This is a genomic window from Clostridium sp. JN-9 (genome assembly GCF_004103695.1).
Classification (GTDB): domain Bacteria; phylum Bacillota; class Clostridia; order Clostridiales; family Clostridiaceae; genus JN-9.
Genome location: NZ_CP035280.1, coordinates 2,397,797 through 2,410,788 on the forward strand (window position 1 = coordinate 2,397,797; position 12,992 = coordinate 2,410,788).

Consider the following 12,992-nt stretch of genomic DNA (forward strand, 5'->3'; position numbering starts at 1 on the left):
CCTGCCTCCTACTTCACTTTCGGCTTTCCATCCCAAGCACCATCTGAGCCAACCCACCAGCCATTAATATAAGTGCTAACTGGCATGGACCCATCTGATTTTAGGTAATACCATTTTCCATTCCATAATATCCATTTACTTGCTGCCATTTCGCCCTTAACTGGATCTAAAAAATACCACACTCCACCATACATAACCCAGCCTGTTGCCATAGCTCCATTTTCTTTTAAGTAGTACCATTTACCAGAATCTAATAACCAACCAGTCTTTCTTACACCATTACCGTAAAAATAATACCAAATGCCCCCAGAGTATACCCATCCTTCCTTTGCTACATTGGCTATTCTCTTGTATTCTTTTAACTGCAAGCTAAAATATATATCGCCTGTTCCGTCTCTCTCTCCATATTCAAAACTTTCTATTGTGCACTCCATATTAAGTTTCGTGCCGGTTACCAAGTACCTTATCACGGTACCTTCATTCCTCCATTTTTCTATCATTTCAACACATTTGTTGGGCATTGGGAACGTGCTATACTGACAAAAACTGTATGGATGGTTGGGGAAAAAGCTTTCTATTGCGGGTATTTCAGCAAGCTTGGGAGTGCCAATAAAGCTTATTTCTCCCAATCCAAGAACAGTAACCGTACTGCTGTCATTTGATTTTTTTATTGAATAATTTGGTGGAGGCACCGGCAACTGCAGTCTTTCGTCATTGTTAATCAACCAGAATTCCATATGTGCACCTCCTATCATGCTACATTGGGTTCTATTTCATTTAATTTCTTAACCAGTTTAGTGACTATCTTATCTATATCGGCATCTTCTCTAACTACTATCTGATCTGCTAACTTTGCTATTACTACGCCACCTAACATACTGTTACTATCTCTATTTGAATAAATAGAACTTCCTTTAGATAAGTTTACAAGTTCAGGTCCGTGCTCTCCTACCCAAGTAAGCCCACCTTTCCAATAGTTTGTACCAAGTGCGTTCTTCCCTGGGTCTTTGCCTGATATTTTATCAGATATATTTTTCACAATATCTACTGTGCCCTTTATTGGATGTGCAAAGAATGTTTTTATATTATCCCAATACTCACATATTTTTTCTTTAAATTCTTTACATTTTTCTTTTACTGAATCAAATGTTTCTTTAATACTTTCTATCTTAGTTTTACAAAAATCTATAACTGCCTTAGTCTTGTCCTGTATTCCACCCCAATTATGTTTCCAGGCTTCATACAAAAGAATTACTACTGCTATAATACCCATTATTATTAATACAACTGGGTTAGCCGCTAAGAATGCAAACACAGGTTTTACTACATTTATTATCCCTTTAGCCACATTTTTTACTGTTTTTAATAAGTTATTTTTAAGCACATTTCCTATAACTCCAACCCATGACTTTATAGTCCCAACAACTTTACTTAAGCCTTTTGGAATTGACTTCACAAAGGTTAATATACCTTTTCCAGCAGTTTTAAATACTTTCGCAACACTTTTAAGTGGCCCCGAAGCAATACTTACAATATTTTTAAATACTCCTTTGAACCCGCTTTTAAATGTTCTTGCTGATGTAAGCAATGCCCCAATTTCTTTTTTTATATCTTTAAAATTTTTTTTGATACTAGAAACACCTTTTCCAGCTTCAAACCCAGCAAATAATCCTACGAATAACTTAGGATGTGCTGCTACTGTTTTTATTAAAGGCTCCAAGGTTTTAGCAACTCCAGCTATTGCACTTCCAAATTCTTTAGCTATTCCCCATCCTGCCTTAACATCCTCCATAAATTGCTTAAATGCAGCCTTATATTCTTTTATTTTATTAGGGTTTTCAAAACCTTTTAAAAACTCTGTTAGTTTATTTCCTCCTTCAGTAGCTAAATTGCCTATCTCCTTTTGTAATTGGCTAAATGCACCAGAGGCTTTTATTTTATCAAGTAATGGCATAATTACAGCAAGTTGTTTTTTAAAGTTATCAAATAATCCACCTTTCATAATTTGCCCATTATCATCTATACCGGCAAGACCTCTACCCATTGAAGCAAAAGTATCACCTATGTTTGAAATCATACCTCCAGCAGTATTACTCTTTTCATTCATTAATCCACCATATTTTGAATTAATAATGTTTGTAACCATATCAACTGCTTTTTGTGGATCGCTTACTTGTAATTCACCATTTTTTGAGAACGTGGCACCAGCTTTCATCCAATCTTGATTGCTTACTCCAAAATCTCTAAACATATCAACGCCCATGCCAAGCTGACCACTTTTTAATTTAGACATAGCAAATATTGCCTGCTCCAGTGGTTTATTCATAGCTGCGGCAGCATCACCTAATGGATTTAAATATTTTGTATAATCTAATCCACTTGTAGCTAATTGAGTAACACCTGAAACTACTTGTCCAGCATCAAATGGGGTTTTAGCAGCGTCATTATAGGCCCACTTTAAAGCTTCAGTTCCTTTTTGCTTACTGTGCAAAACTGTATTTAATGTAGCTGAATAATCTTCATTCTTCATAGCGTTACCAATTGTCCAGTCATAAGTTTTTTTGCACCAGCTCCAAATACGATTCCTGCTGCAAGTGTTTTAAGATTGAATATGCTATTTGTAATACTTTGTATGACAGATTTTGTCTTATCTATTGCATTTACAATAACCCTATAAGGTTTATCTACTAAAAGTCTTACATGACCTTTTATTCTCTGCATACTTTCTGTAGCTGTGTCTTTAGCTGCAATCATAATAGCTACATTGGTTTTTATATCATTCAAGGCTCTTTTAGTTTTTGTTATCTGTTCGGTGGCTTCATCTTTAGCTTTTATTGTAGCTTCATATTTCTGTTTGCTCATGTTTTGTAATTCGTTTTTAGCTTTTAATACTGCTTGCTGGAAGCTATCTGTGCTGCTTATAGCTGACTTGATTTGAGTTGAAAAGTCATCCTCTAAATTAATGACTGCTTTTAATTCTGCCAAGCTCTCACCTCCTTTTATAATTCACTGCATAAAAAAAGAACCACCAAAGTGATTCTCTTCATTATGGAGTAACTATTAATTTTCCATCCAATTCATCATTACCATCAGGAGATTGATAGTACACAAACCCATTATATTCCCCAAATGTAATGACAGTTTCATATTCTCCCGGTTCATTAGCAGAGGCTATAATATTAAAAGTTCTCTTTTCTTTTGGTGGAATCTCAATATTCCAGTTTATATCTCTGCCATTTTTTGTACCACCATTCATTATATTAGTAATTACTAAACCTTTTTCTAATAAATCTTTATTACTAAAGACTAATTTGATACCTTTTATCGATTTATTTTTACTTGTATTTTCAATTTCAACTGATATTACTACCTTTTCTCCTGTTTTAGCAATTTGCGGATTTATTTTCCCCGTAAAATTAATTTTAGGCATTTCTTCTTGAATTTTTTTAGCTTCTGCTTGTTCCTTCGCCTTCTCTTCCGTGGCTTTCTTTTTCTGTTGTTCTTGTATTGCAACAGCTTTCTGATGATTTACATTGGCAATATGTTTATGTATGCCAAATCCTATAGCGATAATAATTATTAATAATACTATAAAAAAGCCGCAACCTATTCTAGTATTCCTCTTATCCTCTTCGCTTTCTTTTGTATTCTTTAAATTATTATTTATTTCACTCATAATAACCCCTCCCAATAACCATTATACAATAGTTGTTGGGAAAATTGGAGCATTATTCCTCTCTAAATCCATCCTAATTTTATTTTTTTCTTCTATTTCGTAATCGTGGAATGCATGTAAAACTAATTTATCGCCTACAGACATATTCCAAAACTCAGATGGCGAAGTTATATGTTTATCTTTCCACAAATCATACATAAGTCTAACTTCACCATCTGAGTTTATTAGTTTTTTACTTCTTTTACTGCATCCTTACCAAATCCGCTTAGTTCAGTGATTGTTGTGTAAATTGCGGATATTTCACCTGGAAGGAATATTTTATTAATTGCTTCGGCTGCTGTTACAGCTCCAAAATATTCAACTATCTTCTGGTTTCCAAAATCAGGGTCCTTTGACCCGATTAAAACTGTCTGTACTTGAATATTTTTATCTACGCTTATATCTCCATCAACACTTAAAGACACACTATTTTGTAATTCTGCAAATTCGTCTGCAGTTACAGCTTGGCATGTAATGGTAAAAGGCTCTCCAAGTATATTAGAAAGCCTTGTAATTTCAATTTCCTTTGTTGGTCTAATTAATTTATTTACGTCTATTTTTAATAATAAATCTAATTTATTCATGTTTTGCCCCTCCTATACAGTGCCTGGATCTATTGTATCTAGTATCTCAAAATCCTCAAATGTAAATGGAACAGATTCTGTCCCAAGCTTTCCAGCACTCCAATCTGCTAGAGTTAGTTCGTCTACTTTGCAACCAATAAATTTAATTCTTTCAGTTCCACCATTGCCTGGGTCACTCATTTTACTAATTATTGTAAATACAGTTTCCTTACCGTTTCTCAAATCATCTGCAACAAGCAATATCATTCTTGAGCTTGTCTTATTTAAAGTCAGCGTTCCACTACCATCCCAACCAACGATTTTGTATTTTTTACTCATGGTACCGCACATTGGCACATCAACTTTATTTATTTTTGCTTTAGCCTGTATTCCTGTGGCTTCAGCTGCTTGACTGTCATTTATAAACACAGCTCCGAAATTACCATATAATGTTTTTTCTTCATTGTAATTACCTGTTCTTGACATAATTTACACCTCCTATATACCAATGGACATATTAAAATCTTCCATGGCATCTAAAATTTTAGCTTTTGCAGCAATAAATACTTTATCTTCTGTATTAGCCTCTTTAATCTGCTGCACACTCATAGTAGATGTATCAACTCCAATGCTCTTTAAATAAGCTTCTTGAGCTTCTAAATCTATATACACGCTGCTTTTGCCTTTATCTAGTAACCCATCTAGTTCTAGTTGGTCAAAATAACCGCCTATTGCACTTATTAGCAATACTTTGTGGTCATAATCATTTTGGATTTTACCAATGTAATTGTCACTTACAGTAGCTTTTATATCATCATGTATTTGGTCCATAATATCTACAATTTTAATTTTTTTGAATAGTGATCCTTTACCTGTGGTTGTAGTAGTTAAGCTATTTACTGCTCTTACTATTTTAACTTTCTCACCATCATTCATTAATATTAATTTCCCGGCATCTACTGCAGTGTCCATTTCAGCTTTTGTTAAATGGTCACAATCATTTAACTCACTAAGTGGTGCATAAGTTGCACTTATAGTAAGCGGTGTTCCTGCAAGCATACCTGCTATTCTACTGCAATATTGCTTTGCTGTATAAGTAATTGAGCCTTCTACATTTTTTTCATTGGTATAGTTTATAATCCCCTCATGGTCTCCAACACAATTAGGTAAAACTGCTTTTACTCTCTTATCAATCGTATCTCTTAAAGATTTAATCCAAGTTGCAAAAGCTGTCACATCTGCATCTGCTATTTCCGGAAAAGCTAAATAGTTCCATTTAATAGTCTCAAGATAATGCTGTGCAATTGTGTAATCAGTAGTATCTACTGGAACTATATAAGCTATAACATTTTTAGGCGAATTTACATATCCCATAAATGCTAAAGTTATTTGTGCTTTATTATCGGCAGTCAATGCACTTGGAATGTCTGCCACAGAAGCCATTTTTATAGGGTTAGTCAAAGGCGCTGGAACTGTATCTTTTAAAATTAATACTACAACACCTCTATCGCCACGTTTTATTGCTGTGGCTCCTGCTTGTTTAAAAAGTATATTAATGCTTGGTGCTCCCATTAATTAACTCCTCCTTTTAAATTAATTTCTTTCATTGTTGGTACTGTAGGATCTTGTCTAGTTCCTATTGTTGTGTCCAAAACAAGTTGTAAAAATATATCTTTGTCACCTGTATAATCCGAATTTATTTGTTTTATCTTTGCCCATTTTCCATCATATTCGATTGCTAAATCAGACATAAATTTATATTTTAAAGTTTCAATGGTGCTTGCTTGGTCTGCTCTGCTTTTAATGTTCCCGTAATCGTCTATAGGGCTAAAATAAACAATCTGAATTATTGTATTATTGTTATAGGTGTATCTGTTCATAGGCATGTCTAAATCGCTTATTCTGTAAATAAAAAAAGAAGGCCTTTTAAATCCTTCTCCCATTTCGTCTACAACAATATCATATCCAAATTTACTAGCTATAACTGCTGCTATAGCATTTATTAATTCATCCATAGGTTATTCACCCAGCCTTCTTAACAATTCGTCTAGCCAGCTGTTTAGTTCCAACATTATCTTAGGCTCTGCATTTTGCATTCCTTTTTCCATAAAATGCTTGCCTAAAATATATTGAGGATGTAGCATAATACCTTTATCATTTCCATTTTTTAAATACTTTCTTCCTGCTGGCGTATCTAAATATTTAGCTGGTAAAAATCTTTGATTTACTAAGTGTCCATTATTAACATCTATCGCATAATCTGTATCAACACCCACCTGTGCGGTATTTTTATCTAAGAGCTGTGTATTCAACGAAGCTCTTAACCTTCCAGTGTCGACTGGTATAAATTGTTTGATTTCTCTCTCTGCCATATGTCCGATTTTCTGTAATTCTCTTTGCTTTTCATTTGGAAAAGTTTCATTTGTTATCTTTAGTAGTTCTTGCTTCCACTCCTCTAAGCCTTCAACTTCAAAACTCATATCACACCTCTTTTATTTCAACAATGTTAAAGGTTTTTATATAGGTTTTATCGTTATCTTTTTCAAATGTCGCAAAGTAACCATCTACCCCTATTAGCTTTGCTATGTCAAAAGTATTCCATACAGTCTTATAAGTAACCATTTTCCCTAGATATTCTTTAACCTGTTTACTTTTCATTCATTACACTTCCTCTTTATAGGTAACATCAGCTTCTATGTGATGATTGTTTGGCTTGTATGGATTGCTTACTATATACCTGGTAGTGCCATTTATAGTGGCTATGTCACCGGCTTTTACATTTGCATTAACATCGGGTACATATAACTTCAATTGCTGTATAAAAGTCCCTTGTGGCGACATTTGAACCAAGCTGCCATTTGCTCTACCTAACCTGCATGAATAAAAGCCTGTACTTGGAAATGTTTCCGTTACTGGTTTAACTATATGAGTCGCTGGATCCTTAACAGTAGATGTTCTTGTAATAACAAGTTTATCATTATGCTTCATAGCGACACCTTCCTATATCTATCAAGAACACGAGATATATTAAGTGGCATTTCTGAATCCTTCTTTGAGTAAGTATATCTTACATCGCCCTCTGTTTCCTGCTCTATACCAAGCCTATTCTCTCTGCTATCCTTATACTCAATAACTGCTAGCTTAGTTGCAGCCATAGCTAAATCATTTGGTATAGTATCATATCCTGCAATATAAGTTATTGTTGTTTCTATCGAATTATCTGTTGCATAAACAATGCTACCGCCCATGGTAAACCCTTTTAAATCATTAAATTGAATGTAATTTCCCTTTATCTTAAAATCTGTATCTTGATTTTGTGGCATTCCATCTCTTATTACAGATATAACTGATTTTAACGGTGTATTTCTAGGAAAACATTTATGCTTACACATATGGGTTTCGGTATAAGTAGCAACATCAAATTTTCTACTGCAGTAATTTTCAATTTGTTCTGTAACATAATCTACTAAATCCTGTATAAATGTATAATCAGATGAATCACTTATTTGTAGGTAACTTTTTACCTTTTCTACCGTTGTCAGAGACATTTTTTACACCATCTCCTACCTTCTCTACTACCCCAGCCCTTTCAAACCAGTCCGCCTGGTTATTATCAAATCCTGCTATGTCTCCCTTCGCATAAGGAGAATAATTTTTTATAAACTTTACTGTTGCATCCACTTTTGTCACCTCCAAATGGATTATAGGCCATAGAATAAACTACAGCCTATAAATTATATTAAGATGCGGCTTTGCCTGTTGGAACACCTGTTAATTTAACGAATGCCTTTGGTACTGCAAGTTTCCCATCAAGTCTATTTGATACTTTTACAATTATTCTATTCTGGAAGAAAGCAGTATCAGAAGTTGTGTTTATTTCTGTACTCATTTCTCCTCTATCAAACAAGTAATAATGCTTAAAGTTACCAAATAGGACCTCTGTTTCGTTGTGACCAGTGCCTAAATTTTCAGGAAGTATTCCATCAAGCTCTTCTACTGGGAAACCATTAAATGTAGGAAGTTGTCCATCAGTTACCTTACTGTTATCTGCCCATAACGGTCTGCCCTGTAAATCTTTCATTAATCTCATTTGTTTTATTACAGAAGTGCCGGCAATATAAATAGAACCTTGTCTGTAAACAGAAGCTATGCTGTAAGGCATTGATATAAGATCATCAATTACTAATTTTCCTCCTGTTAAAACTGCTGCTGATATTATATTAGCATTTGCTCTTATACCTTCAGGCTGGTTTGAATCACTTCCAGCACCGCAAAGTATTGCAGTATTTTCAGCTTTTACAAATGCATCAGCATATAAAGTTAATAAGAAATTATAAACTGCAATAGGAGTATCTGATATCATATCTTTACTTAATGCAGTATATCCATCAAGTCTATGAACTTTGTAACTTAAGTTATTAAATTTAGGATCTTGCTTGTTTTTACTTTCAGAATCATTATCTGACCATTGCATTACAACTCCGCCTTCAGCAGTTGGAATTGTACCACTTCTGAAGCCTACTGGAACAATAGTAACCTTACTTCTTAGTGCAAGTGGCTGCTTTATAACTCTGTCTATTATATCATTTTGGAACTCAGTTGGTAGTAAAGTTTCTCCCTGGTCTGATATTCCTCCTGATAAGTCTTTAGCTGTAGCCATGTCCCCAATCATCAAGGCCTTGAAATATTTAACTGTTTTTACTTCTTTGGTGTCTGTCCCATTTGGATTATTTGGGTCTATACCACAACTTAAATCAATTTTGTTTATCACTGCTTTCATAGCTGGAGAATTTAATAATCCCTCAGTTGTCTTATTTACTAAGTTATTAAATTCTTTCTGTGTCATTTTAGCCATTATTATTTACCTCCATTTAATGCTTTTTCGATTTTTTCTTGAACTGCTTTTTGAATATCTTCTTCTGAGTATTCCTTTTCTTCATCACCTTTTGGATCATCATTATCGCCTAACATTTTTTCTAATGTTGCTGCATGAGATTTAAGTCCCTCACAAATATCTTTTAATGTTTCTTTAGACTTTGTGCTTAATGTTGCACCAGCCTTTTGTTCTAATTGGACCTCTAAATCCTTATTTTTTGATGATAGAATTTCAATTTCTTTTGTTTTGTCATTTATTTCAGTTTCATAATTTTTCTTTATGTTACCAACTTTTGATTCTACTGCTTTATCAATTAAAGCTTGAACATCTTTCACTTTCATATTTTCAATATCCTCCTCATTGTTTTTATTTATTGCATCAAAAAAAGCTTTTGAGATTTTTCCATCTTCAAAAGCTCTTTGAATTGCATTTGGATTACATGGTACTGCTACTAAACTTAATTCAAGTAGCTCCCATTCCTTGAAGTCATATCCTCCTTGGTCATTAGGTTTATATTTTAGTGGAATAAATCCTATGGAGCTTGCATTCATGTAGCCATTTGAATATAGATAAAACCATTCACGGCCATTGTCTGTATCTGCAAATTGAATTTTAAATATAAGCTGCGAATTTTGTATTACTACACTTAAGGCCCTGCCAATAACCGTAGGCCTTTCACTGTCACCATAATTATGATTAGCTAGTATTACAGGGTTCTTAAGATAATTCTGCAACTTAGCCCCTGTCATGAGCATTTTGTCGCCAACTCTGTCATAGTCCTCGGTGCTACCTACCATTTCAATTATGTGGTTAGCTTCATCAAGTACCTTGACTTGCCAGTTAAATTGTTTTTGCTGCTTATTCAATGTCTCACCTCCTTTAAGGCATAATAAAAGCACCTACTATTTTTTTCTTAGTAAGTGCTTTTATATTATATGGCTTCCTTCTCTTTTTTCTCTATCTCTTATTGCCCTATATTTAGCAAATGACTCTTTAGCTTCCTTTGTAGCTTTATCTGTTAGAATATAGTCAATATCATCATCTTCTTCATCTTCTATTATTTTATACCAATCTAGATTTTTCTTGAAATAAAATATTTCTTCTGGATTTGTTATCATATTAATCACTCTCCTCAATCTTAGCATTAAATTGATTGATGATTGTTTTACTTAATTCCCTTGGCTTATCACTATTATAATACTCAGCAAAAGCTTCTGCAATAGTTTCCTTATAATTATTTGTTGCATATTCTGATAAATTATTTTTTATAATGTCATCAATTTTACATTGATTAATAGTATTATAATCATATTTCATTATATGCTTAATTAATTTTCGTGAAGAAACCTCACATATATTCGTAGTTAGGTGTCCAAATTCATGGCTAATTATAGCTCTATAATCTGTTCCACTAGTAAAGAATCCTGACTTTGAGAGTTCATCATATGAATTTTTTAAGAATTCACTATCATCATAAATTCTTTTATTTAATGTTATTGTATTTTTTATCGTTTCTGCAAAGTCTGATGTATTATTAAAATCTTTATATTTTAAAATCAAATTATTTTGAGCATTAGGATATTGTTTAATTAATGTACTTAGTAATTGAGTTATTTCATCTAATACTTTGGTGTCTCCACAATAATTTTCAAAACCTTCTGTATCAACTTCTAATTCTTTTAAATTGTTGATATATTCATTCAGTTTGTCATCTGATATTTTATCTCCAGGTATAGGCATTTTCTCATCATTGCTAGGATTGCTCATCCTTTGATTGTCATTGCTTTCTTTATCAAAATTAGGAATAATAGTACATCTACAATTAACTACATTCTCGGCACTAGCCCCACCATCACCAGGACAATCCATATCCTCACCAGCAACTATAAACTTTTCATCTATGCCTACTGTTTGTCCATCTGCCTCTCTGTGCCATTCCCTGGTCCTTTCATCAATAGCAGTAAGCCATTCTTTATTATCAACTACACCGCTCTGCTTATATCCCATAAGTGAAGCATTATTACTGGCTCCTATAACCTCTGTTCTAGCTATTCTTTGTACTCTGTAATCTTTCATATTATCAAAGTATTGAGCAATTCTATCACATAATTCTGTAGTGCTTTCTCCGGCTTCTTCTCCAGCTTTTAATTGCTCTCTTATCATTGTTTCAGTAGTGGTGTTTATGTTAGTTATTTGGGTACCACAGTATTTAGAAAGCCAATCTGTTACCATTGGATTATGCAAATCAAAAGATATATTAGTTTCTAATTCATCCATTATTTGATTACCTTTGTCCTCAATTATCTTTTTTAATGCCGGTAGCATTTTATCCAACATATATCCTGCTTCATCTTTCCCAAATAGGAACCTTAATATATCATCTTTATTCAAAGCTTTAGTGCTCTTATGAGCTTTTATGTTAGATATAATTCGTTCCTTTTGATGTATAAGTATGGCTTCCCATTCTGGCTTCAGTTCTTTTTCCCATTGATCTGTTTTATTAACAAAAGCTTTCCAATAAGCCTCCTTATCTAGGCTTTGAAATTTGCTTTTAAGTTTTAGTAAATATTGTTTTTTTTTAATACCTTTCTGTGGTTCCTGAGTAGGTTCTTTATTTGCATTTGCCACTATTGGAATTGGTGTTCCCATGGGCTGCAGACTAACAGGTTGGTATATTACATCTCCGCCCTCCATAGGCTCTAATTTAAGGCCTAAAAGCTTATTAATAATGTTCCTGGCTTCATTCTTAGTTATAGATTTATCTGTTTGGCTATCTACTACAGATTTAATAAAATCCTTATTTTCGGGAACAACATCAGTAAACCTTAGTTCTACATCTTCCTCTCCAAATAGTTGGACAAATTCATTATTAAGCTTATTTTGGATTCTCTTAATCTTAGGAGATATAGTATGCTTCATGTATGTATACTCCGAAGCTTCTGCATTAGCTCTATTTACATCTTCGACTATACCTAATATACTTTTAGGTACGCCAAATATGCCTAATATTTCATCCCTATTTGAAAGCCTTAAATTATAAAAATCCATATCTTTCTGAGATATTTGAATAGCTGTATATGAAACCTGGCCGCCTCTAATAAATGCAGTTTTCTTAGCATTACCAAGTCCCCCATATTTATCATTCCATTTTTCAATCCAGGCTTTAAAATCATCTTCCTCAACTCCATCTGGAAATGATACTATCCCCTGAGGCTCTGCATTGTTGTAAAAAAAGTTCCTGTTCCAGGTTGCTGCATATTTATCCGATTCTAAAGGCACTGCTGCAGCATTGGCTGGACTTATACCATTGTAAGGGTTATTAGGATCCTGGTACTTAAACATGATTACTTCATCAGTTGATAATGGAACTCTTTGAGCTCCTGCCTGATATACATAACCTTTTATAAAATTATCTCTGTCTGGAATTATAGTTATATTTAAAGGACTTATAACCCATATTTGTGCGGGCCTATTTGCTCTGTCTTTTGCTATGTACCAATAGCACTTGCCTACCAGGTCCATATACATCTGAGTTAACTCTATTGTTGTAAACATATCAAAATAAGGATTAGGATTTAATAATAAATCTAATGCCTTTGAACTTTTTAAAGGATCTTCCTCACCTTTTCTGTATGCTTTCCATTCTGTATCTGCTACATCCTGTGCTACTTTTGAAGTACATGCAAAAAGCCAACCTATCTTCCCATATTGAATTAAATAATCTTGTGTATTTAAGGCCGGTGGTATTTGATATACCTGGCTATAATACCCTTGAAACATTTTTCTTACTGTTCCTTTTGCTTTTTTGCTTATTGTATTCCAAAGTCCCATTTAATTT

At 33.5% G+C, this 12,992-nt stretch carries 18 protein-coding genes; all 18 read right to left on the bottom strand.

All coding sequences use genetic code 11. The features are described from left to right. Positions 1–8 precede the first annotated feature (8 nt). The 18 genes from EQM05_RS11470 to EQM05_RS11545 all read right to left on the bottom strand — a co-directional run bounded on the left by EQM05_RS11470 (position 9) and on the right by EQM05_RS11545 (position 12,985). Entirely contained in the window at positions 9–737 is a 729-nt protein-coding gene (locus EQM05_RS11470) for an N-acetylmuramoyl-L-alanine amidase family protein (RefSeq protein WP_128750160.1), read from the bottom strand. Positions 738–751: 14 nt separating this feature from the next. Then, entirely contained in the window at positions 752–2,530 is a 1,779-nt protein-coding gene (locus EQM05_RS11475; RefSeq protein ID WP_128750161.1) for a hypothetical protein, read from the bottom strand. After that, the gene (locus EQM05_RS11480) at positions 2,527–2,985 is read right to left on the bottom strand and encodes a hypothetical protein (protein WP_128750162.1); all 459 of its coding nucleotides are present in this window, start codon (positions 2,983–2,985) and stop codon (positions 2,527–2,529) included. The genes EQM05_RS11475 and EQM05_RS11480 overlap by 4 nt, the downstream gene beginning before the upstream one ends. A gap of 61 nt (positions 2,986–3,046) precedes the next feature. Continuing rightward, positions 3,047–3,676 carry a hypothetical protein gene (locus tag EQM05_RS11485; RefSeq protein WP_128750163.1) on the bottom strand — a complete coding sequence of 210 codons (630 nt, stop codon included), beginning with the start codon at positions 3,674–3,676 and terminating at the stop codon, positions 3,047–3,049. A 21-nt stretch (positions 3,677–3,697) separates the two neighbouring features. After that, positions 3,698–3,874 (bottom strand): hypothetical protein, encoded by a 177-nt coding sequence (locus EQM05_RS15820; RefSeq protein WP_164917273.1) that lies wholly within the window; start codon positions 3,872–3,874, stop codon positions 3,698–3,700. 26 nt (positions 3,875–3,900) lie between these two features. Beyond that, a complete protein-coding gene (locus EQM05_RS11490; RefSeq protein ID WP_128750164.1) occupies positions 3,901–4,299 on the bottom strand; it encodes a hypothetical protein in 399 nt (132 codons plus the stop codon). Positions 4,300–4,311: 12 nt separating this feature from the next. After that, positions 4,312–4,764: a phage tail tube protein gene (locus EQM05_RS11495; protein ID WP_128750165.1), complete on the bottom strand. Its 453-nt coding sequence runs from the start codon at positions 4,762–4,764 to the stop codon at positions 4,312–4,314. A gap of 12 nt (positions 4,765–4,776) precedes the next feature. Beyond that, positions 4,777–5,850 carry a phage tail sheath C-terminal domain-containing protein gene (locus tag EQM05_RS11500; protein ID WP_128750166.1) on the bottom strand — a complete coding sequence of 358 codons (1,074 nt, stop codon included), beginning with the start codon at positions 5,848–5,850 and terminating at the stop codon, positions 4,777–4,779. Continuing rightward, a complete protein-coding gene (locus EQM05_RS11505) occupies positions 5,850–6,293 on the bottom strand; it encodes a DUF6838 family protein (protein ID WP_128750167.1) in 444 nt (147 codons plus the stop codon). The genes EQM05_RS11500 and EQM05_RS11505 overlap by 1 nt, the downstream gene beginning before the upstream one ends. Positions 6,294–6,296: 3 nt before the next feature. Next, a complete protein-coding gene (locus tag EQM05_RS11510) occupies positions 6,297–6,758 on the bottom strand; it encodes an HK97 gp10 family phage protein (protein WP_128750168.1) in 462 nt (153 codons plus the stop codon). 1 nt (position 6,759) lies between these two features. Then, entirely contained in the window at positions 6,760–6,936 is a 177-nt protein-coding gene (locus EQM05_RS15825) for a hypothetical protein (RefSeq protein WP_164917274.1), read from the bottom strand. A gap of 3 nt (positions 6,937–6,939) precedes the next feature. Further along, entirely contained in the window at positions 6,940–7,266 is a 327-nt protein-coding gene (locus EQM05_RS11515; protein ID WP_128750169.1) for a hypothetical protein, read from the bottom strand. After that, positions 7,263–7,826 carry a phage head-tail connector protein gene (locus tag EQM05_RS11520; protein WP_128750170.1) on the bottom strand — a complete coding sequence of 188 codons (564 nt, stop codon included), beginning with the start codon at positions 7,824–7,826 and terminating at the stop codon, positions 7,263–7,265. Before EQM05_RS11520 ends, EQM05_RS11515 begins: the two co-directional genes overlap by 4 nt. Beyond that, positions 7,777–7,959, bottom strand: a complete 183-nt coding sequence (locus EQM05_RS11525) for a hypothetical protein (RefSeq protein ID WP_128750171.1) — start codon at positions 7,957–7,959, stop codon at positions 7,777–7,779. The genes EQM05_RS11520 and EQM05_RS11525 overlap by 50 nt, the downstream gene beginning before the upstream one ends. Before the next feature lie 58 nt (positions 7,960–8,017). After that, on the bottom strand, positions 8,018–9,133 hold the full coding sequence (locus tag EQM05_RS11530) for a phage major capsid protein (protein WP_128750172.1): 1,116 nt from the start codon (positions 9,131–9,133) through the stop codon (positions 8,018–8,020). Between the two features lie 2 nt (positions 9,134–9,135). Continuing rightward, on the bottom strand, positions 9,136–10,020 hold the full coding sequence (locus EQM05_RS11535) for an HK97 family phage prohead protease (protein WP_128750173.1): 885 nt from the start codon (positions 10,018–10,020) through the stop codon (positions 9,136–9,138). A gap of 60 nt (positions 10,021–10,080) precedes the next feature. Next, positions 10,081–10,272, bottom strand: coding sequence for a hypothetical protein (locus EQM05_RS11540; RefSeq protein ID WP_128750174.1), 192 nt, complete (start codon positions 10,270–10,272; stop codon positions 10,081–10,083). A 1-nt stretch (position 10,273) separates the two neighbouring features. Continuing rightward, on the bottom strand, positions 10,274–12,985 hold the full coding sequence (locus tag EQM05_RS11545; RefSeq protein WP_128750175.1) for a phage portal protein: 2,712 nt from the start codon (positions 12,983–12,985) through the stop codon (positions 10,274–10,276). Positions 12,986–12,992 lie beyond the last annotated feature (7 nt).